This window comes from Mycobacterium sp. E2989 (assembly GCF_001667595.1).
Taxonomy (GTDB): Bacteria; Actinomycetota; Actinomycetes; order Mycobacteriales; family Mycobacteriaceae; genus Mycobacterium.
Genome location: NZ_LZJX01000053.1, coordinates 1 through 20,360, shown reverse-complemented (window position 1 = coordinate 20,360; position 20,360 = coordinate 1). Strand labels below are relative to the sequence as shown.

The following is a 20,360-nucleotide window of genomic DNA, read 5'->3' as shown; positions in this document are numbered from 1 at the left end:
GTGGCACTCTGTGGGCGTGGCCCAGATCTCCTCGGCGATCACCCCCGCCCAGCCCGTGGAGCTGTATCCGGGGGACATCAAGTCGGTGCTGCTCACCGCCGAGCAGATCCAGGCGCGCATCGCCGAACTCGGCGAGGAGATCGGCGGGCACTACGGCAACGTGATGACCGAGACCGGCCAGGATCTGCTGCTGATCACCGTGCTCAAGGGCGCTGTGATCTTTGTCACCGACCTGGCGCGGGCGATCCCGGTGCCCACCCAGTTCGAGTTCATGGCGGTCAGCTCCTACGGGTCCTCGACGTCGTCGTCGGGGGTGGTGCGGATCCTCAAGGACTTGGACCGCGACATCCAGGGCCGCGACGTGCTGATCGTCGAGGACGTCGTCGACTCCGGCCTGACCCTGTCGTGGCTGCTGCGCAACCTCACCAGCCGCCATCCGCGTTCGCTGCGCGTGTGCACGCTGCTGCGCAAGCCCGACGCGAAGGGCGCGAACGTCGAAATCGCCTACGTGGGCTTCGACATCCCGAACGACTTCGTCGTCGGCTACGGCCTGGACTACGACGAGCGCTACCGCGACCTGTCGTACATCGGCACCCTGGACCCCCGGGTCTACCAGCAGTAGCCCTAGTCCAGCTCCCACACCGCGGTCACCGAAAAGCTCACGGTCTGCTGGCCGGGTTCCAGCGGGACCGCGCTCGGCATCGCCCTCGGGGGCGCCGGCGGCCCGCCTGTCGCCGGTTCCGACGCCTCCGAGATCGACAGCACCCGTCCCAGCCGGAGCCCGGACAGCTGGGCGTACTGTTCGGCCCGGCTCTTGGCGTCGTTGAAGGCCCGCGCGCGGGCGTCCTTGACCAGCTGCGAGTCGTCGGCGATCGAGTAGCTGACCGACTTGATCCGGGTGGCGTCGCCGCCGGTGCCGACGATGAGCGCCAGCATCCGGGACGCGGCGTCGGGCGGGTGGATCTTGACGGTGACGGCGTTGGTCGCGCGGTATCCGGTGATCGTGGCGGCGCCGTTGGGCTCGGGATTGCTGAATTGCGGCTGCAGCGTGACCTCGGTGGTGCTGATGTCTTTGTGGTCGACGCCGGCGCCGACCAGAGCATTGATGACCGCTTGCTGGCGATCGTTGGTCTGGTTCATCGCCGAGGTCACGTCGGGTGCGGTGAATTCGATCCCGACGTCCGCGGTCAGGGTGTCCGGGACGCCCTGGACCTGGCCGGACCCGAGGACGGTGACCTGACGGGGGTGCACCCCGGGCGCGGGCGCTGAGGGTGCGGAATCGCACGCCGACACGGTGGTGGCGGCCAAGCCGGCGACGGCCACGGCGATCAACTTGCGGGAGAACCTCGGGGCATTCTTTGCGACCGGCATGAGTGGCACCCTAGCCGCTCGGGGTGCGCCGATGCTACGGGCTGACCACTGCGGCTCGGTCGCAGAATCGAATTGCGTTGTGTGGCAATACGTTTAACCATCCCAGGCCCGCCGGCAAACGTGCGACGCGCCCATCAGCGGCCGACATATATGTGCATATATGTCCCAACCATATTGGTTTGCAATCTCTTTCATCGAAAATCCAAATGATCCAGCATTCTCGGCCAGCTAAGTGAACAGTCATCGAATCGGTGGTGAAGATGCGGCCGCGGGCCTGTCGTCCCGGGATGCGACTCCCTAACGTGTCCAGGCGTCTGAAAGCTGTTGATCTGAATCGAGTTTTTAGGAGGGGACGTGTCTTATCTGATGGCCCAGCCGGACATGCTGCATTCGGCCGCCGGCGACCTGCACAGCATCAATACGGCTGTGCGGGAGGTCAATTCGGCGGCGGCCGTTCCGACCACCGGGGTGGCTCCCGCGGCCGCCGATGTGGTGTCGCTGTTGACCGCGGCGCAGTTCTCTTGGCACGCCAAGCTCTTCCAGGAGATCAGCGCCCAGGCCGCGACGGTTCGTGAGCAGTTGGCGACCACGCTGCGCATCAGCGCGGGTTCGTACGCCGCCACGGAGATCGCCAACACCGCCGCCGTCGGTTAGGCGGGGAGATGCTGGATTTCGCGCAGTTGCCGCCGGAGATCAACTCCGCGCTGATGTATTCGGGACCCGGCTCGGGGCCGCTGCTGGCCGCCGCTGCGGCCTGGGACGCACTCGCCGCCGAGTTGGATGCCGCGGCATCCTCCTACGGGTCGGTGGTCGCGGGACTTGACGACGGGCCGTGGCAGGGGGCGGCGGCGTCGGCCATGCTGGCGGCGGCCGTGCCACAGGTGGCCTGGCTTCGCGGCACGGCGGGGCGGGCGGAGCAGGCCGCCGCTCAAGCCGCGGCCGCCGTGGGTGCCTATGAGGCGGCGTTCGCCGAAACGGTGCCTCCGCCGGTGATCGCGGCGAATCGCGCGTTGCTGCTGGAACTGTTGGCGACGAACGTCCTCGGCCAGAACACCGCCGCGATCGCGGCCACCGAGGCGCAGTACGGCGAGATGTGGGCGCAGGACGCGGCGGCCATGTACGGATATGCCGGGAGCTCGGCCGAGGCGGCGACGTTGGCGCCGTTCGACCCGGCGGCCCCCACCACCAATCCGGCCGGGGCCGCCGGTCAGGCCGCCGCGGTGGCCCGGGCGGCCGGCAATGGCAGCGCGCAAGGGCTCGACACCGTGCCTCAAACGCTGTCGTCGCTGGCCGGGGTGCCGAACAATCCCGCCGGTATCAGCCTCGGTGGGATCAGCCTGAACCCCGAGGGCGACGGGCTCGTGGTGAGTGGTCCGTTGGGTGATCTGTTGGAGGGGCTGACCGGTTCGCAGACGCTGGACGCCAGCACGCCCTTCGATGCGTTCATCCGATTGATCTCGCCCACAAGGCTTTTCACCACCTCGTTCAAAGACATCCAAAGTATCGCCCAGGGCATGATGCCGGCCGCGAAGTCGGCCACCGAGGGCGCCGCCAAGGCCGCGGAAGCGGTTTTGCCCGCGGCCGTGCCGGGCGCGGGCGCGATTGGCGCGATCGGTGGAGCCGTCGGGAAGGCCTCGTCGGTCGGTGGCTTGTCGGTGCCGGCGGCGTGGGCCGGCGCGGCCCCGGCGGGTCCGCCCGTCACCGTGGCGCTCAATGGCCTCACCGCCGCGTCGTCCGTAGAGCCGGCGGCGAATGCGGTGGGCGGGGTGCCGATGATGCCCGTCAGTGGGACCGGGCGCGGCGCGGCGCACTTTGTCGCCCCCCGATACGGTTTCAAGCCCACCGTTATCGCTTCGCCCCCGGCCGGCGGTTAAGTCAAAGCCGGACCAGCCGGTTCAGCTGCTGGGGCCCTCCGCCGTCGGATTGGGCATCAGCACCCGCTGGCGGGTGGTAACCCGGAACGGATCCGGCGACTCGCCATCACCCAGCACCGCGTGCACATCTTCGGGCGTGATCAGGCCCAGTTCTATCTGCAGCCAGGTGGCGCTGAGTCCGAACGCGTGCGCGGCGCGCCTGGCCTCCTCGGCGTCGGGGAAGTCGTCGGCGTTGGCGCGCCCGGCCGCTCCGTACCAGCGCCCCTTGGTGACGCCGCAGGCGTCGCGCAACTGCTCGACGGTGATGTCGCGGTTGAGCGTCGCCTCGAGCAGGCGCCTCAGCCCCCATCCTGCGGCGTTGGTGCGTGGCATCCGTCCAGAGTAACGCGGTGCCGAAAGCCGGGCAAAGTGTCTCCACCTGCGAGTCTGATGACGAACACAAGAAATCTGTCCCTAAACCTAGACATCTATTCCAAAAATATGACATAGTGTCCGCAAGCACGACGGGATTACCCAGATTCAGGCATTCCACGAGGAGAAGACACATGTCGTTCCTGACCACGCAACCGCTGTTGCTGTCAGCCGCGGTCGGCCAGCTGCAGTCGATCGGCTCGGCGGTGACCGCGGCCAACTCGACGGCCGCATTCGCGATTACGGGCGTCGTCCCGGCGGCGGCCGACGAAGTCTCGGCGATGACCGCGGCCGCCTTCGCGGGCTACGGCCAGCAGTATCAGGCGATCAGCGCCGAGGCCAGCATGATCCACGAGCAGTTCGTCAGGACCCTGGCACAAAGCGCCGATTCGTACGAGGCCACCGAAGCCGCCAATGCGACGCAAGCCGCCGGCGGCCACCTCGTCCCCGCCGCGCCCGCCCGCATGGTGCCGGCCGGACCCGCTCGCACGTCACCGGCCCTGCCCAGTCGCGTGACGCCCGCCGCACCCAACCGCGTGACACCCACGGGGCCCGCGCGGCCGGCCACCGCAGCAGCGCCCACGACCCCGGGGTGGCGCGGCGGCGGCTACGGCGGCCACATGACATCGCAGCACGGCGGTTACAACGGTTATGGGGCAGCCAATTACGGCCGCCACCAGGCGCCGTACGCGCGCGGCCACTATGGCGCCCACCCGGCCGCCCCCGCCGCCGAGCGCCTCGCGCCGCCCGCCCGTATGGCGCCCGCCCAACACGTCGAGCACGTGGCACCGGCGCAACCGGCGCCCGCCGAGCAGGTCACCCGCGACGTGGCGCCGCGGTACATCTCGCCCGCAGAGCTGGCGCCGACCGCGCCAGCCCAGTTCGCGGCCGCCCTGCCCGCCGAGAAGGTGCTGCCCGCGCACCTGCCGGCCGAGCACATCGTCCACGCGGAGCCGGTGGTCAAAGCGTTCGCCGGCCCGAAGCCACTGCCGGCGCTGGGTTAGCAAGAAAGGAATGTTGTGATGGATTTCGGTGCAATGCCCCCGGAGGTCAATTCCGGCCTGATGTACGCGGGGCCAGGGCCCGCGTCCCTGCTCGCGGCGGCGATGGCCTGGGAGGGTCTGGCGGCCGAGCTGCGTTCGGCCGCGACGGCGTACGGGACCGCGATCGTGGATCTGACCGATGCCGGCTGGCAGGGTCCGTCGTCGGCGGCGATGGCCGCCGCCGCCGCTCCCTACGTGGCCTGGATGCACGCCACCGCCGCACAGGCCGAGCAGGCGGGGATGCAAGCCGCCGCGGCCGCGGCCGCGCACGAGGCGGCGTTTGCGGCCACCGTGCCGCCGCCGATGATTGCCGCGAACCGCGGCTTGCTGATGATGCTGGTGGCGACCAACTTCCTGGGCCAAAACGCGGCGGCAATCGCGGCTACCGAGGCGCAGTACGGCCAGATGTGGGCACAGGACGCCGTTGCCATGTACGCCTACGCGGGGTCCTCGGCGGCGGCGGCCATGTTGGCGCCGATGGCGGTCGCGCCGCCAACCACCAATCCCGCCGGAGCGGCGGCCGGAGCCGCCGCCGCGGGCGCAGCCAACATGCAGGGCGCGGCCACTCAGGCGGCCATGGGGCTGCCGTCATCGCTCAATTCGTCGGCGTCGTCGTTGGTCGGCGGCTTCCCGTCGGCGATCAGCGGCTTCACCAGCTTGCTCGGAACGCCGTTCGGACAAGGGGGAGGGGCTGGGGCGTCGGGACTGAGCGGGATGACGACATCCGGCGCGGGTCTCAGCACCGCCGTGCGCGCACCGGCGGTCGTCCGGCCGGCGATGCCCGCGATGGAGCATCTCGCACCCTTCCGGCCGGCGATGACCGCGCCGGAAATGCTCGCGCCCGCGCGGCTGATGCCGTCCGCGGCCATGGGCCAGGCGGCTCCTGTCGGACGTTTGTCGGTGCCGGCGAGCTGGCCCGCGGCGGCCCCGGAGGCCGCTGCCCCCGCCGCCGCGCCCTTGGCCGGTGCCGGCGCGCCGATGGTGGCCCCGCGCGGCATCCCGGCGGGGCAGGTTGGCGGCATGGAGATGCGCGGATTCGGCGCCGCGGTGCCGGCTCGCGTCAGCGTATTGCCGCAGCTGGTCGGATGACGGAAGGGAGAAAAAACTCGACGCATCATTGACCAAAATCCATAACTGACAACCGTTTTCGAAGGAGACAAGCAATGACAGCACGATTCATGACCGACCCGCACGAGATGCGGGCGATGGCGGGCCGCTTTGAGGTGCACGCCCAGACCGTTGAGGACGAGGCTCGCAAGATGTGGGCGTCCTCGATGAACATCGCGGGTTCGGGCTGGAGCGGTCAGGCGCAGGCGACGTCGTACGACACCATGGGTCAGGTCAACCAGGCCTTCCGCAACATCGTCAACATGCTCCACGGTGTGCGCGACGGACTGGTCCGCGACGCGAACAACTACGAGCAGCAAGAGCAGGCCTCGCAGCAGATCCTGGGCAGCTAGCCCACCCTACAAACAGGAGACGTACAACGATGACCATCAACTACCAGTTCGGCGATGTCGACGCCCACGGTGCCTTGATCCGCGCGCAAGCCGCGTCTTTGGAGGCCGAGCACCAGGCCATCGTCCGCGATGTGCTTGCCGCCGGGGACTTTTGGGGCGGTGCCGGTTCGGCGGCGTGCCAGGAGTTCATCATTCAGTTGGGCCGCAACTTCCAGGTGATCTACGAGCAGGCCAACGCCCACGGGCAGAACGTGCAAACCGCCGGCAGCAACATGGCGGGCACCGACAGCGCCGTCGGATCGAGTTGGGCTTAGCGGCTAAGGGGTGACCAAAACCTTGCAGTGTCGCTCGGGGTCGGCGAGGTCGTCAAAGGCGGCGCCGACCCCGTCCAGGCCGACCTCCCCCGTGATCAGCGGGCTCACGTCGATGTCACCGTCGGCCAGGGCCCGAAGCGAATCGGTGAATTCTTCCGGAGTATAGGCGAGCACGAACTGGACGTTGATCTCTTTGGCGATCGCGAAGAAGGGATGCACGGTGTCGGGCTGCATGCACACGCCCGCGACCACCAGGCGGGTGCCGGACCGCGCCCGAAGCAGGACGTCGTCGATCACCCCGGGCACTCCGACCGCCTCGAACACCACGGCGGGTTTGACGGAGTCGAACGGCGAGCCCTGCGCCGCGTCCAGCGTCTGATGCGCGCCCATGGCGGTGGCGAGTTCCCGGCGCTTCGGCGAAAAGTCAGACCCCACAATGTTTTCGACGCCACGAGCCCGCAGCGCCGCGATGATGGCGATGCCGATCGGGCCGCATCCGATTACCAGGGCGGTCTCGCCGGGGGCGATGTTCGACTTGTTGACGGCGTGCAGCCCGACCGCCATGGGTTCGGTCAGGGCGGCATGTTTGAAGTCCAGGCCGTTGGGGACGGGCAGCAGCAGCGGCGCCGAGAGCAGCATGCGTTCGGCGTAGCCGCCGATGGTGCTGTTGCTGTAGACGATGGGCTCAATGCCCTTGGCGGACAGCAGTATCGGAAGGGAGGTGACCAGCGTTCCCGGCGGGTGGGTTTCGGTATCGGGCCCGGCCTCGAGCACCTCGGCGCTGAACTCGTGGCCCATGAAGATGTCGTGGCTCAGGTCGACGTGCATGCCGCCCTTGCCGCCGGCCACCCGGTCGGTCATTTCCAGCACCTGTGCGCCGTGCGCGGCGAAATGTAGGTCGGAGCCGCAGATGCCGCAGGCCCGCACGCCGACGAGCACCTGACCGGCCTCGGGCACGGGCTCCGCTACGTCGTCGCGGTAGACCATCCGGCCGTCGCGCAATACCGCGGCGCGCACTAGCTTTTCACCCCCTTCTGTTCGTCGACGTGCTCGGTGATGGCCTTCACCACGGCCTCACCCGCCCGGCCGATCAACTGGTCGCGGTTGCCCTTGGCCCAGTCGTGGGACGAACGCGACGCTTCGAGTTGTCCCTTGAAGTGGGGGATCACCTTGCGCGCCATCAGGTCGTAGCAGTGATACGTCGCCTCGGGGGAGGCCCAGTCGTGGCCCAGCATCAGCAGTGTGCCGAAACCGCCTGAGCGGTCGAGCAAGTCCTCGATGTGGGTGATCGCGTCGTCGGGGGTTCCGATGCAGCAATTGCCCTTGGCCGCGTAGTCCTCGACGAACTCGTGCGGTGTCTGGGCGCCGTCGACGGTGTTGGCCAGCGGGACGAACCCGGCCGCGCCGAAGTAGTTGGCGAAATCCTGCAGGCCGTAGGTGCAGTCGTCGATCGCCTTTTCCCGGCTGTCCGCGATGTGCATGATGCTCAGAACGCGCCAGTCGGCCCGATCCGGCTCGGCCCGTCCGGCTTTGTCGGCCTGCTCGCGCACCACGTCCCAGGTGGTTTCGAGGGCGGCGTAGCCGCCGGGCACCGACATCGACAGCGACAACAGCGACGTGCCCAGCGCGCCCGCCAGCCGCGGACCGGAAGGCGAAATCATTGCTGCCGTGGAGATTTCGGGGTAGGGCCAGGTGTAGGGCCGGATGTGCAGCTGCGCCTCACGCAGCGTGAACCAGTCGGTGTGGCGGTCGATTCGCTCGGTGGGTCCGGCACGGAACAGCGCGAGGATCGCTTCCAGCGACTCCTGCATCATGTGCCGTTGATCGACCGGGTCGATGCCCATCATGTAGGCATCCGACGGCAAGGCGCCCGGGCCGGTGCCGAACATCACCCGGCCGCGGGTGAGGTGATCGAGCAGCACCCAGCGGTCGGCCACCATCAGCGGATGGTGGTAGGGCAGCGAGACCACCCCGGTACCCAGTCGGATGTGTTTGGTCCGCTCGGCCGCGGCGGCGATGAACACCTCGGGGCAGGCGATCAGCTCGTAGCCGCCGGAGTGGTGTTCGCCGAACCAGGCCTCGTCGAACCCGAGCCGGTCCAGCGCGACCACCCGGTCCATGTCGTATTCCAAAGCGACCGTTGGTGATTGGCCAATCGGGTGAAACGGTGTGATGAAGACACCGAAGCGCAGCGGGGCGCTCATCGCAACTCCAATCCGTTGAGGAAGTCCAATAGGGCCGCGTTCACCTCGTCCGGCCTTTCCTGCTGCAACCAGTGCCCCGCGTCGTCGATCATCACCTGGCGGTAGGGGCCGGTGATCGCGTCGGCGGCGCGGTCGGCGCGAGTGAACGACAGGACGGGATCGGCCGTCCCGCCGATGAACAAACACGGGACCGAGATCTTCACACCGTCCAGCTCGGGAGTGGTCTCCCAGTTGCGGTCGAAATTGCGGTACCAGTTCAGGCCGCCGGTGAACCCGGTACGGGTGAATTCGGCGATGTAGTGGTCGAGCTCGTCCTGACTTATCCAATCCGGCAGCCCGTCGGGTTCGGGCAGCCGCTCGAGGAAGCCTTCCGGGCCGGGGGTGGCCATCCGCACCAGTGCATCCTTGCCGTCGGCGCGCAGGCTGCCCATCATGCGTCGCATCACCCGGGCGGGATCGGCGTTCAATTCGGCGTCGGCCACGCCGGGCTCCTGAAAGTACAGGATGTAGAAGAAGTTCTCGCCAAACATCTTGCGCCAGGCCTTCGTCGGCGCCACGTGCGGGCGCGGCGTCACCGGCACGCTGAGCGCGGCGACGGCCGCGACCCGATCCGGGTGCAGCAACGGGGCGTTCCACACGACGGCGGCGCCCCAGTCGTGCCCAATCCAGACGGCCCGTTCGGCCCCGACGTCGTCGAGCAGGCCGACCAGGTCGGCGGTGAGGTGGTGAATGTCGTAAGCCTCGATGGGGTCGGGACAAGACGAGCCGCCGTAGCCGCGTTGATCCGGGGCCAGCACGTGGTAGCCGGCCTCGGCGAGCACCGGTATCTGGTAGCGCCACGAGTAGGCCAGCTCGGGGAATCCGTGGGCCAAAATCACCACGGGTGCACCGCGTTCGCCGGCCTCGATCACCCGCAGCCGCGCACCGTTGGTCTCCACTAACCGTTCGGTTGATTTGAGCACCATGCCACCAAAGCACAACCCCTGCGGGGCTGAGAAGTATTCGCGCTGATTGCGAATAGCATTCCAACGACTTTGCTCGGCTGGTAGATATCGCCGTAAAGCCCGCGCATTTCTTGGAAGCAGGTGGACCCGATGAAGCGGCTCGACCACGTCGTCCTGTGGACGAAGGATCCGCGCGTCGCGATGGATTTCTATACGCGGGTGGTCGGATTGGCTCCGGTCCGGTTCGCCGAGTTCGAGGCCGGCGACGCGCCCTTCCCGAGCGTGCGGGTGTGCGAGGACTCGATCATCGACCTGATGCCGGTTGCAGGTGCCGCCGGTACCGAGTCCCTGACGCGGGTCGACGGCAGCGCCGGACACCCGGTGAACCACGTCTGCCTTGCGCTATCGAAGTCCGAATACGACGCGCTGGACCAACGCCTGCAGGCGGAGGGCGTGGACACCGGCGCGCGGCTCGGCCCCAATTTCGGGGCCCGCGGTTGGGCGCCGCAGGCGGTCTACTTCGCCGATCCGGATGGCAACGTGATCGAGGCCCGGTACTACGAATGACGAGACGTCGGGCCGCCGCGCCGGCCGCCGAACGTCACGCTGGCGTGACCGCCGCCGCCGAACGTCGCGCTGGCGTGACGCTCGGCCCGGCGGGAGGGAACCCCCGGTCGTTGTATCGAGAGGCGGTGGCGACCCGCTTCGCCCCGGCTCTGCCGGGGCTCGCGATCGCCACCGTGCAGATGGTGGCGACCCGCTTCGCCCCGGCTCTGCCGGGGCTCGCGATCGCCACCGTGCAGATGGTGGCGACCCGCTTCGCCCCGGCTCTGCCGGGGCTCGCGATCGCCACCGTGCAGATGGTGGCGACCCGCTTCGCCCCGGCTCTGCCGGGGCTCGCGATCGCCACCGTGCAGATGGTGGCGACCCGCTTCGCCCCGGCTCTGCCGGGGCTCGCGATCGCCACCGTGCAGATGGTGGCGACCCGCTTCGCCCCGGCTCTGCCGGGGCTCGCGATCGCCACCGTGCAGATGGTGGCGACCCGCTTCGCCCCGGCTCTGCCGGGGCTCGCGATCGCCACGAGCGGTAACCTGGACTTTTCTAGCTGCGTGAATATCGGGGAAGGACCTGGCCGGCAAGGCCGATGATTGATGAACCGGAAAAACGTTATTCGCACCATCACGGCGATTGCGGTCGTGGTGCTGCTCGGTTGGTCGTTCTTCTATTTCAGCGACGACACCCGCGGCTACAAGCCCGTCGACACGTCGGTGGCGGTGGCGCAGATCAACGGCGACAACGTCAAGAACGCGCAGATCGACGACCGTGAGCAGCAGCTGCGGTTGACCCTGAAAAAGGGCAACAACGACACCGACAACTCCGACAAGATCATCACCAAATACCCGAGCGGGTACGCGGTCGACCTGTTCAACGCGCTGAGCGCCAAGAACGCGAAGGTCAGCACGGTCGTCAACCAGGGCAGCATCCTGGGCGAGCTGCTGGTCTACGTGCTGCCGCTGCTGTTGCTGGTGGGTCTGTTCGTGATGTTCTCCCGCATGCAGGGCGGCGCGCGAATGGGCTTCGGGTTCGGCAAATCCCGGGCCAAACTGCTGAACAAGGACATGCCCAAGACCACGTTCGCCGACGTTGCGGGCGTCGACGAGGCGGTCGAAGAGCTCTACGAGATCAAGGACTTCCTGCAGAACCCCGGCCGTTATCAGGCGCTGGGCGCCAAGATCCCCAAGGGCGTGCTGCTCTACGGCCCGCCCGGGACCGGTAAGACGCTGCTGGCCCGCGCGGTGGCCGGGGAAGCCGGCGTGCCGTTCTTCACCATCTCCGGCTCGGACTTCGTCGAGATGTTCGTCGGCGTCGGCGCCTCGCGGGTGCGCGACCTGTTCGAGCAGGCCAAGCAGAACAACCCGTGCATCATCTTCGTCGACGAGATCGACGCCGTCGGTCGCCAGCGCGGCGCCGGCCTGGGCGGCGGCCACGACGAGCGCGAACAAACGCTGAACCAGTTGCTGGTCGAAATGGACGGCTTCGACCCGCGCGCCGGGGTCATCCTGATCGCGGCCACCAACCGGCCCGACATCCTCGATCCCGCGCTGCTGCGGCCCGGCCGCTTCGACCGGCAGATCCCGGTGTCCAACCCCGACCTGGCGGGCCGCCGTGCGGTGCTGCAGGTGCACTCCAAGGGCAAGCCCATCGCCCCGGACGCCGACCTCGACGGGCTGGCCAAGCGCACCGTCGGCATGACCGGCGCCGACCTGGCCAACGTCATCAACGAGGCGGCCCTGCTGACCGCCCGGGAGAACGGCACCGTCATCACCGGCGCCGCGCTCGAGGAGGCGGTGGACCGGGTGATCGGCGGGCCGCGCCGCAAGGGCCGGATCATCAGCGAGCAGGAAAAGAAGATCACCGCCTACCACGAGGGCGGCCACACCCTGGCCGCCTGGGCGATGCCGGACATCGAGCCGATCTACAAGGTGACGATCCTGGCGCGGGGACGCACCGGGGGCCACGCGGTGGCGGTGCCCGAGGAAGACAAGGGCCTGCGTACCCGCTCGGAGATGGTCGCGCAGCTGGTGTTCGCCATGGGCGGCCGCGCCGCCGAGGAACTGGTCTTCCGGGAGCCGACGACCGGCGCGGTGTCCGACATCGAGCAGGCGACCAAGGTGGCCCGCGCGATGGTCACCGAATTCGGGATGAGTTCCAAGCTGGGCGCGGTCAAGTACGGCACCGAACACGGCGACCCGTTCCTGGGCCGCACCATGGGGACCCAGGCCGACTACTCCCACGAGGTCGCCCGCGACATCGACGACGAAATCCGCAAGCTGATCGAGGCGGCCCACACCGAGGCGTGGGAGATCCTCACCGAATACCGGGACGTGCTCGACACGTTGGCCGGACAGCTGCTGGAAAAGGAAACCCTGCACCGGGCCGAACTGGAGGGCATCTTCGCCGACGTCGAAAAGCGGCCCCGGCTCACCATGTTCGACGACTTCGGTGGCCGCATCCCGTCCGACAAGCCGCCGATCAAGACACCCGGCGAGCTGGCGATGGAGCGTGGCGAGCCGTGGCCGCCGCCGGTCCCCGAGCCGGCGTTCAAGGCCGCCATCGCGCGCGCCAGCGAGGCCGCGGCCGCGCGAGCGGAGGCCGAGCGAAACAACAACGGCGGCAACGGTTCTCAGGGCTCGCAAGGGGCCGGCCACCGCCCGGGCGCGCCGCATGCTCCCACCCAGCCGGACTACGGCGCGCCGGCGGGCTGGCACGCACCGGGGTGGCCGCCGCCGGACCAGCAGCCGAATTACTGGTATCCGCCGCCGCAGGCCCCACAGCAGCCTTACTTTCCGCAGCCGGCGGGGCACCACCCGGGTTATCAAGGCCAGCCCGGCCACCCGCAGGGTCAGGCGCAGCCCCCCTACCCGCCGTATCCGCCCTACCCGCCGCCGAGCCTGCCCAACCCGGCCGGCGGGAAGTCTCCCGACCAGCAGGACGACGACGTGAGCCGGTCCAACCCACCGGCCCACGGCTGACGAACGGAGGATTCGATGGCCTTGACGGATTTGGGGCCGGACACCGCCGATCCCCCTATCCGGGTGTTCGACCAGGAGCGCGCCGAGGCCGCGGTCCGGGAGTTGCTGTACGCCATCGGGGAGGACCCCGACCGGCACGGCCTGCGGGAGACGCCGGCCCGCGTCGCCCGCGCCTACCGCGAGATGTTCGCCGGGCTCTACACCGATCCCGACAGCGTGCTCAACACCATGTTCGACGAAGAACACGACGAACTGGTGCTGGTCAAGGAGATCCCGCTGTATTCCACGTGTGAACACCACCTGGTGTCGTTCCACGGGGTGGCCCACGTCGGCTACATCCCCGGCTCCGACGGCCGGGTCACCGGGCTGTCGAAAATCGCGCGACTGGTCGACCTCTACGCCAAGCGGCCGCAGGTGCAGGAACGGCTCACCAGCCAGATCGCCGACGCGCTGATGAAGAAACTCAATCCGCGGGGCGTGATCGTCGTGATCGAGGCCGAGCACCTGTGCATGGCCATGCGCGGCGTACGCAAGCCCGGCGCGGTCACCACCACGTCGGCGGTGCGCGGACAGTTCAAGAGCAACGCGGCGTCTCGAGCGGAAGCGCTCGACCTCATCCTGCGTAAGTGAGCCGGCGCCTGTGCAGGTTATGGGAGTCCTGAACGTCACTGACGACTCGTTCTCCGATGGTGGCCGCTATCTCGATACTTCTAACGCGGTGGCGCACGGTCTGGCGCTGGCGGCCGACGGCGCGGACATCGTCGATGTCGGTGGGGAGTCGACCAGGCCCGGCGCCACCCGGATCGACTCCCAGGTCGAGACGTCCCGGGTGATCCCCGTCGTCAAAGAGCTTGTGGCAGAGGGGATTACGGTAAGCATCGACACCATGCACGCCGACGTCGCGCGGGCCGCGCTGCAGCACGGCGCGCGCATCGTCAACGACGTGTCGGGGGGACGCGCCGATCCCGCGATGGCGCCGCTGGTCGCCGACGCCGGCGTGTCCTGGGTGCTGATGCACTGGCGGTCGGTGGCCGCCGACCGCCCGCATGCGGACACCCATTACGACGACGTGGTGGGCGAAGTGCGGGCCGAGCTGCTCGCCAGCGTCGACGCGGCGGTGGCCGCGGGCGTCGACCCCGCGAAGCTGGTGATCGACCCGGGCCTCGGGTTCGCCAAGACGGCTCAACACAATTGGGCGCTGCTCCGCGCGCTGCCCCAGTTGGTCGCCACCGGAATCCCGGTGCTCCTGGGCGCATCGCGGAAGCGGTTCCTCGGTACGTTGTTGGCCGGGCCGGACGGCTCGCCGCGACCGCCCGCCGGCCGCGAGACCGCCACCGCGGTGATCTCCGCGCTGGCGGCGCTGTACGGGGCGTGGGGCGTTCGCGTGCACGACGTGCGGGCCACCGCCGACGCCCTCAAGGTGGTGGGGGCCTGGGCGCACACCGAAACATGGCGGGCCGGAGACGATGGCTGATCGAATCGAATTGCGGGGGTTGACGATTCGTGGGCGGCACGGAGTCTTCGATCACGAGCGCGCCGACGGGCAGGACTTCGTCGTCGACATCACCGTGTGGATCGAGCTCGCCGCGGCGGCCGCCAGCGACGAGCTGGCCGACACGTACGACTACGCGGCCCTGGCCCAGCTCGCGGCCGAGGTGGTGGCCGGTCCGCCGCGCAACCTGATCGAAGCCGTCGGGGGCGAGATCGCCGACCGGGTGATGGCAGACGGGCGGGTGCATGCCGTCGAGGTGGTGGTGCACAAGCCGCGGGCCCCCATCCCCCAGCAGTTCGACGACGTCGCGGTCGTGGTGCGCCGGTCTCGGCGTGGCGGCCGCGGTTCGGTGATCCCGGCGGAGCGGCGCCTATGACCTGGGTGGTGCTGTCCGTCGGCTCCAACCTGGGCGACCGCCTGGCGCGGCTGCAGTCGGTCGTCGACGGGCTGGGCGAGACGGTGCTCGCGGTGTCCCCCGTGTACGAGACCGACCCGTGGGGCCGGGTCGACCAGGCGCCGTTTCTCAACGCGGTGCTGATCGCCAACGACCCGGACTGCGACGGCCAGTGCTGGCTGCGCCGGGCCCAGGAGTTCGAGCGCGCGGCCGGGCGGGTGCGCGGCGAGCGCTGGGGTCCGCGCACCCTCGACGTCGACCTGATCGCCTGCTACGGCGAGACGGAAGTGATCTCCCGCGAGAACAACCTCACACTGCCGCACCCGCTGGCCCATTTGCGGGCCTTCGTCATGATCCCGTGGCTTGCCGTCGACCCGGATGCCCAACTGACGCTCGCCGACGGCCCGCGGCCCGTGGCGAGCCTGCTGGCCGAGCTGGAGCCGGCCGACCGGGACAGTGTCCGGTTGACCAGCCTGACGCTCCAGCGGGCGGCCGATCGGAAACCGGAAACCTGATGGGCCCAACCAGGAAACGTGACCTGACGGTCGCGGTGGTCGGCGCCGCGGTGGTGGGGTACCTGCTCGTGACGGCCCTGTACCGCTGGTTCCCGCCCATCACGGTGTGGACCGGCCTGTCGCTGCTGGCGGTGGCCGTCGGCGAAGCGCTGTGGGCCCGCTACGTGCGGGCCAAGATCGGCGACGGCGAGATCGGCGTCGGCCCCGGCTGGCTGCACCCGCTCGCCGTGGCCCGCAGCCTCGTGGTCGCCAAGGCGTCGGCCTGGGTGGGCGCGTTGATGCTGGGCTGGTGGGTGGGCGTGCTGGTGTACTTCCTGCCGCGGCGGTCCTGGCTGCGGGCGGCCGCCGAGGACACCACCGGGACCGTGGTCGCGGCCGTCAGCGCGCTGGCACTAGTCGCCGCCGCGCTATGGCTGCAGCATTGCTGCAAGTCGCCGCCGGATCAGACCGAGCACGGCGAAGGGGCGGAAAACTAGTCCGCTCACGCCCGCCCCCAAGCCGCCCGAGAATCGCCGGAGGAGGGCGACACGCGGATTGACCTCGCGCAGGTACAGTCAGGCCATGACCGTTCTGTCCCGCGGCGCCCGGGTTCGGCGCGGCGGCCGCAGGCCGGGGTGGGTGCTCTTGACCGCGTTGCTGGTCCTCGCGATGGGGGCCAGTTCCGCATTGGTTTTCACCAATCGGGTGGAACTTCTCAAGCTCGCTGTAATCCTGGCGCTGTGGGCCGCAGTCGCCGGTGCCTTCGTCTCGGTGCTGTACCGCCGCCAGAGCGACGCGGATCAGTCCCGCGTCCGCGACCTGAAGCTGGTGTACGACCTGCAGCTGGATCGGGAAATCTCGGCCCGCCGCGAGTACGAGCTGACCGTGGAGTCCCAGCTGCGCCGCGAGCTGGCCTCCGAGCTGCGCGCGCAGGCCGCAGACGACCTCGCCGAGCTGCGCGCGGAGTTGAGCGCGTTGCGCACCAGCCTGGAGATCCTGTTCGACACCGACCTCGCCCAGCGCCCGGCGCTGGAGACGCCCGAGGCCGAGGCGCCGCGCGAGCGCGCGTACAGCGAGTGGGACCGCAACGGCGAGACCCCCCGCGACGCGCCCTACGACTGGGTGGCCAGCGACCGGGTGGCCTCCGTCCCCCAGGAGAGTCGCGCCGACGAGACGGCGATCATCGACGTGCCCGAGGAACCGCTGCTGCCGCCGCGCCAGCCCCAGCCGCACCGCGAACGGGCCCCCTACCAGTACGAACCGCCGCCGGAGCCGGCCGCGCCGGCCCAGCCGGAGCCGTCCTACGTCACCGTCCCGCCGCAACCGGAACCGCGATTCGAACCCCCGCCGCCCCCGCCGCAACCCGAGCCCGAGCCCCAGCCGCAAGGTCAGGGTTGGCAGCCGGTGGGTGCGTCCGGATTGTGGTTGCCGCCCGGAACGCCGGGCAGCCATTGGGCCGGCTCCGACCAGACCGGCGCCCCCGCCGACGAGACGCCGGGCCGGCGGCGGCGCGCCCGGCACTCCGAACCCGACGAGACGTGGGCCGGCCCGGCCGCCGAGGCCGGCCGTCGGGCGCGGTCGCGCCACTCCGCGGAGTACGGCGACTACGGCGTCCGCGACTTCGCGCCGCCCAGCGAGCGCCCGGGTGGGCCCCCGAGTGAGCCGCCGTACGCGCCGCCGCCCGCCCCGGCCGCGGCGACGTCGTATTGCTGTTGTAGTTGGTCGATTTGGTCCTGAGTGAGCCGGGCGGGGGCGATGTCGGAGGGGGTCAGGCCGCCGCCGCCGTGTTGGACGTGGGCGCAGATCCCGCCCAGCGCGTCGAAGAAGAGTTGGCTGAGCCGGCCGATCTGCGCGCGGTCCAGCGCTGAGGGCGCCCAGGTCCAGGTGGCGTTGAGGCGCGAACCCGTGTCGGCGTCGATGGTGGCGGCGTTCAGCTCGACGCTGTGCGACAACGGCATCGGCGCGGTCGCGGCCGCAGCCGTGGCCGACAAACCGTCCTCACTGATCAGCCAGAGATCATGTGAAGCCTCGGGCACCGTGGCGTTGAGGCGTCCGAGGTAGTTGAAGCCGATGGTCGGGTCGGGTGTGGTCAGCTCGTTGGTGAGGTAGCGCAGCAGTCCGTAGGTCAGCGGGTGGGGCAGGGCGCGTAGTTGTTCCTTGGCGGCCTTGATGATTGGGCCCAGCGCGGGATCGCCGGCGGCGACGCGCGACCAGCCCGGCCCGGCCACCGACAGCGCGACCGGGTATTTGGTGGTGAACCAGCCCACCGTGCGGGACAGGTCCACGTCGCGGGACAGTTCGTCGTGGCGGCCATGCCCCTCGACGTCGATGCCGATCGCTTCGCCGGTGCCGAGCAATTCGGCCCAGGCCAGCGCGTAGGCGATCAGCAAGACCTCCTGCACCCCGGTGTGAAACGCCGCGGGCACCTCGGTAAGCAGACGCCGCGTCATGTCGGCGTCCAGCGCGGTCGTCAAATGTCCAGCGGCGGTATAGGTATCCCCGGCTTGCGGAGGTGGCAGGGCGGCCGGAGCCGCCAGTTGCCGCCACGTGTCGGCCTGCTGTATGACCTCGGGCGTCCGGGCGTGTTCTTCGAGAAGCGCGGCCCAGCGCTGGAATGAGGTGCCACCGGTGGGCAGGGTGATCGATTGGCCGCTGTGGTGCTGGGCCCAGGCGATGTTGAAGTCCTCCACCAGGATCCGCCACGACACCGCGTCGACGGCCAGGTGATGCACGATCAACACCAACTGCCCCGTGCCGGTGATCCATAACGCGCTGAGCATCTTTCCGGCCGCGGGGTCTAAGAAGGAGCGCGCCTGGGCGAGCGCCGCATCGGTCAACGCCTCGGCGGCGTGCAGGCACTCATCGGCGGTGACGGCGCCGGGTTCGGGTACGGACAGCGACCGCTCCGTGTCGGCGCGCAGCCTCAGCATGGGGTGGTGGTCGAGCAGGGCCTGCAAGATGGTCACGACGTCGGTGGGGGTGGCCCCGGCCGGGGCTTGCAGGACCAGGGTTTGGTTGAACTGGTCGATGGGGCCGTCCATGTCGAACAGCCACCCCATGATCGGGGTGGGGGTGATCGCCCCGATGCCCTCATCGACAACCCGGGTGTGGCCCTCGGTGATGCCGGGAATGCCGGCCAGTCGGGCCACGGTCTGCTCGACGAAGATATCCCGGGGCCGGCAGGTCAGCCCCGCCTCCCGGGCCCGGGACACCACCTGCATCGACAAGATGCTGTCCCCGCCCAAGTCGAAGAACGAGTCATCGACCCCGACCCGCTCCACCCCGAGCACCTCGGCATAAATGCCGGCGAGGATTTCTTCGATGGCGGTGGTGGGGGCGCGGTAGTGATCAACGTCGACATAGTCGGGTGCGGGCAGGGCGCGGGTGTCGAGTTTGCCGTTCACCGTCCTCGGCAACGCTTCCAGCACAACGATGGCCGCGGGCACCATGTAGGGCGGGAGCCGGTCGGCCAGGGCGGCCCGCGCGGTGGTGGGGGTGGCGCTGCCGACCAGGTAGCCGGTGAGGCGTTTGTCGCCGGGGCGGTCTTCGCGCACGATGACCGCGGCCTGCTCCACCCCGTCCAGGCTGGCAAGGGCGGCCTGGATTTCGCCGAGTTCGATGCGATAGCCGCGGATCTTGACCTGCTGATCCGCCCGTCCGAGGTAGTCCAGTTGGCCGTCGGGGCGCCAGCGCACCAGATCCCCACTGCGATACATCCGCGCCCCCGGTCCCCCGAACGGGCAGGCCACAAACCGGGCCGCGGTCAACCCGGGGCGGTGCCAATACCCCACCCCGACGCCGCGCCCGGCGACATAGAGCTCACCGATGGTCCCGGGCGGGACCGGACGCAACCAGGCATCGAGCACGAACAACGCCGCCCCCGGCACCGGCGCCCCGATCGGGACGCTGGTGACCCCGGGGGTCAGGGGGGCGCTGATGGTGGCATACACGGTGGTTTCGGTGGGCCCGTACCCGTTGAGCATCACCCGCCCGGGCGCCCACCGCTCGATCACCTCCGGCGGGCACGCCTCCCCCGCGGCCATCAAGGTCATCGGTGGCAGGTCGTGTGGGGACAGGGCGGCCAGCGCCGAGGGGGTGTGGCTGAACACGCTGATGTGTTCGGTGCGCAGCAGGGTGTGCAGCTCCTCGGGGGAGCGGGTGATGTCGTCGGGCACCACCACCAGCCGGCCCCCGTGCAGCAGGGCACCCCAGATCTCCCACACCGAGAAGTCGAACGCATAGGAGTGGCATTGGGTCCACACCTGTTCGCGGCCCAGGTCGATGCCCACATCCAGGGTGTCGAACAGGCGGGTGATGTTGTGGTGGGTGACCGCCACCCCCTTGGGCACCCCGGTGGTGCCCGAGGTGTAAATAATGTGGGCCACCTGCTCGGGCCCGGGATCGGGCAGCGCGGTGGCCGGGCGGGTGTCGATGGCGGGGTCGGCGACATCTAGCACCGGCCTGCCGTGGCGCTGGGCCCGCTGGGCCAGCCCGGCGGTGGTCAGCACCACGATCGGTGCGGCGTCGCCCAGCACGAACCCGATCCGTTCGTCGGGCAGGGCGGGGTCGATGGGCAGGTAGGCCGCCCCGGTCTTGAGCACCGCCAGGATCGCGATGATCGCCTCGCCCGAACGCGGCACCAGCAGCGCCACACACTGGCCCGGCCCGGCGCCGTGATCGATCAAAAAGTGCGCCAACCGGTTTGACGCCTCGTCGAGCTGCTCGTAGGTCCACGACCGGCCCCCGCAACCCAGCGCCACCCCCTGCGGGGCGCGGGCCACCTGCGCGGCGAACAACCCCGGCACCGAGCGCTCAACCACCGCCTG

20 protein-coding genes and 2 pseudogenes are annotated in these 20,360 nt (G+C 69.6%); 16 read left to right on the top strand and 6 right to left on the bottom strand.

Annotation, left to right across the window (positions count from 1 at the left end):
* Positions 1-10: 10 nt before the first annotated feature.
* Positions 11-622: a hypoxanthine phosphoribosyltransferase gene (hpt, locus tag A5680_RS10660; protein WP_055403804.1), complete on the top strand. Its 612-nt coding sequence runs from the start codon at positions 11-13 to the stop codon at positions 620-622.
* Between the two features lie 2 nt (positions 623-624).
* Here the strand turns inward: hpt and A5680_RS10655 are convergent, their stop codons facing one another.
* The gene (locus A5680_RS10655) at positions 625-1,371 is read right to left on the bottom strand and encodes an SIMPL domain-containing protein (RefSeq protein WP_067819026.1); all 747 of its coding nucleotides are present in this window, start codon (positions 1,369-1,371) and stop codon (positions 625-627) included.
* Between the two features lie 366 nt (positions 1,372-1,737).
* Here A5680_RS10655 and A5680_RS10650 point away from each other — a divergent pair, with 366 nt between their 5' ends.
* Positions 1,738-2,025, top strand: a complete 288-nt coding sequence (locus tag A5680_RS10650; RefSeq protein WP_369827646.1) for a PE family protein — start codon at positions 1,738-1,740, stop codon at positions 2,023-2,025.
* Positions 2,026-2,033: 8 nt separating this feature from the next.
* Positions 2,034-3,245, top strand: a complete 1,212-nt coding sequence (locus A5680_RS10645; RefSeq protein WP_067819020.1) for a PPE family protein — start codon at positions 2,034-2,036, stop codon at positions 3,243-3,245.
* Between the two features lie 21 nt (positions 3,246-3,266).
* Here A5680_RS10645 and A5680_RS10640 read toward each other — a convergent pair whose 3' ends face one another.
* Positions 3,267-3,617, bottom strand: a complete 351-nt coding sequence (locus A5680_RS10640; RefSeq protein ID WP_055403808.1) for a hypothetical protein — start codon at positions 3,615-3,617, stop codon at positions 3,267-3,269.
* 173 nt (positions 3,618-3,790) lie between these two features.
* On the opposite strand from A5680_RS10640, the pseudogene A5680_RS26245 reads away from it, so the two are divergent.
* From A5680_RS26245 to A5680_RS10620, 4 genes and pseudogenes are all read left to right on the top strand, one after another.
* Positions 3,791-4,084: pseudogene (locus tag A5680_RS26245) on the top strand (PE family protein); the annotation flags it as partial.
* A gap of 594 nt (positions 4,085-4,678) precedes the next feature.
* Positions 4,679-5,788: a PPE family protein gene (locus A5680_RS10630; RefSeq protein WP_067819014.1), complete on the top strand. Its 1,110-nt coding sequence runs from the start codon at positions 4,679-4,681 to the stop codon at positions 5,786-5,788.
* A 74-nt stretch (positions 5,789-5,862) separates the two neighbouring features.
* On the top strand, positions 5,863-6,159 hold the full coding sequence (locus A5680_RS10625) for a WXG100 family type VII secretion target (RefSeq protein WP_067819011.1): 297 nt from the start codon (positions 5,863-5,865) through the stop codon (positions 6,157-6,159).
* A 29-nt stretch (positions 6,160-6,188) separates the two neighbouring features.
* The gene (locus A5680_RS10620; RefSeq protein WP_055405394.1) at positions 6,189-6,473 is read left to right on the top strand and encodes a WXG100 family type VII secretion target; all 285 of its coding nucleotides are present in this window, start codon (positions 6,189-6,191) and stop codon (positions 6,471-6,473) included.
* Between the two features lie 3 nt (positions 6,474-6,476).
* On the opposite strand, the gene A5680_RS10615 is transcribed toward A5680_RS10620, so the two are convergent.
* From A5680_RS10615 to A5680_RS10605, 3 genes are read right to left on the bottom strand one after another with little or no spacing between them, the layout of a single operon-like run.
* A complete protein-coding gene (locus A5680_RS10615) occupies positions 6,477-7,490 on the bottom strand; it encodes a zinc-binding dehydrogenase (RefSeq protein WP_067819007.1) in 1,014 nt (337 codons plus the stop codon).
* Entirely contained in the window at positions 7,490-8,677 is a 1,188-nt protein-coding gene (locus tag A5680_RS10610; protein ID WP_067819004.1) for an LLM class flavin-dependent oxidoreductase, read from the bottom strand. Before A5680_RS10610 ends, A5680_RS10615 begins: the two co-directional genes overlap by 1 nt.
* A complete protein-coding gene (locus A5680_RS10605; RefSeq protein ID WP_067819002.1) occupies positions 8,674-9,642 on the bottom strand; it encodes an alpha/beta fold hydrolase in 969 nt (322 codons plus the stop codon). Before A5680_RS10605 ends, A5680_RS10610 begins: the two co-directional genes overlap by 4 nt.
* Positions 9,643-9,771: 129 nt before the next feature.
* Between A5680_RS10605 and A5680_RS10600 the strand changes: the two genes are divergently transcribed.
* The 9 genes and pseudogenes from A5680_RS10600 to A5680_RS10560 all read left to right on the top strand — a co-directional run.
* Positions 9,772-10,188, top strand: coding sequence for a VOC family protein (locus tag A5680_RS10600; protein ID WP_067819046.1), 417 nt, complete (start codon positions 9,772-9,774; stop codon positions 10,186-10,188).
* Positions 10,189-10,232: 44 nt separating this feature from the next.
* Complete coding sequence (locus A5680_RS25665; protein WP_156675061.1) at positions 10,233-10,769, top strand: hypothetical protein; 537 nt, start codon at positions 10,233-10,235, stop codon at positions 10,767-10,769.
* Positions 10,770-10,772: 3 nt separating this feature from the next.
* Positions 10,773-13,154, top strand: a complete 2,382-nt coding sequence (gene ftsH, locus A5680_RS10590; protein ID WP_055405391.1) for an ATP-dependent zinc metalloprotease FtsH — start codon at positions 10,773-10,775, stop codon at positions 13,152-13,154.
* A 15-nt stretch (positions 13,155-13,169) separates the two neighbouring features.
* Positions 13,170-13,784, top strand: a complete 615-nt coding sequence (folE, locus tag A5680_RS10585; RefSeq protein ID WP_055405390.1) for a GTP cyclohydrolase I FolE — start codon at positions 13,170-13,172, stop codon at positions 13,782-13,784.
* 19 nt (positions 13,785-13,803) lie between these two features.
* Complete coding sequence (gene folP, locus A5680_RS10580; protein WP_055405389.1) at positions 13,804-14,628, top strand: dihydropteroate synthase; 825 nt, start codon at positions 13,804-13,806, stop codon at positions 14,626-14,628.
* A complete protein-coding gene (gene folB, locus A5680_RS10575) occupies positions 14,621-15,022 on the top strand; it encodes a dihydroneopterin aldolase (protein ID WP_067818996.1) in 402 nt (133 codons plus the stop codon). Before folP ends, folB begins: the two co-directional genes overlap by 8 nt.
* The gene (folK, locus tag A5680_RS10570) at positions 15,019-15,555 is read left to right on the top strand and encodes a 2-amino-4-hydroxy-6-hydroxymethyldihydropteridine diphosphokinase (protein ID WP_067818993.1); all 537 of its coding nucleotides are present in this window, start codon (positions 15,019-15,021) and stop codon (positions 15,553-15,555) included. Before folB ends, folK begins: the two co-directional genes overlap by 4 nt.
* On the top strand, positions 15,555-16,031 hold the full coding sequence (locus A5680_RS10565; protein WP_055399825.1) for a DUF3180 domain-containing protein: 477 nt from the start codon (positions 15,555-15,557) through the stop codon (positions 16,029-16,031). Before folK ends, A5680_RS10565 begins: the two co-directional genes overlap by 1 nt.
* A gap of 85 nt (positions 16,032-16,116) precedes the next feature.
* Positions 16,117-17,223 (top strand): annotated as a pseudogene (locus A5680_RS10560) (DUF6779 domain-containing protein); the annotation flags it as partial.
* Here A5680_RS10560 and A5680_RS25145 read toward each other — a convergent pair.
* A partial coding sequence (locus tag A5680_RS25145; RefSeq protein ID WP_156675060.1) for a non-ribosomal peptide synthetase occupies positions 17,139-20,360 on the bottom strand: 3,222 nt, incomplete at its 5' end. The pseudogene A5680_RS10560 and the gene A5680_RS25145 sit on opposite strands and share 85 nt — an antisense overlap.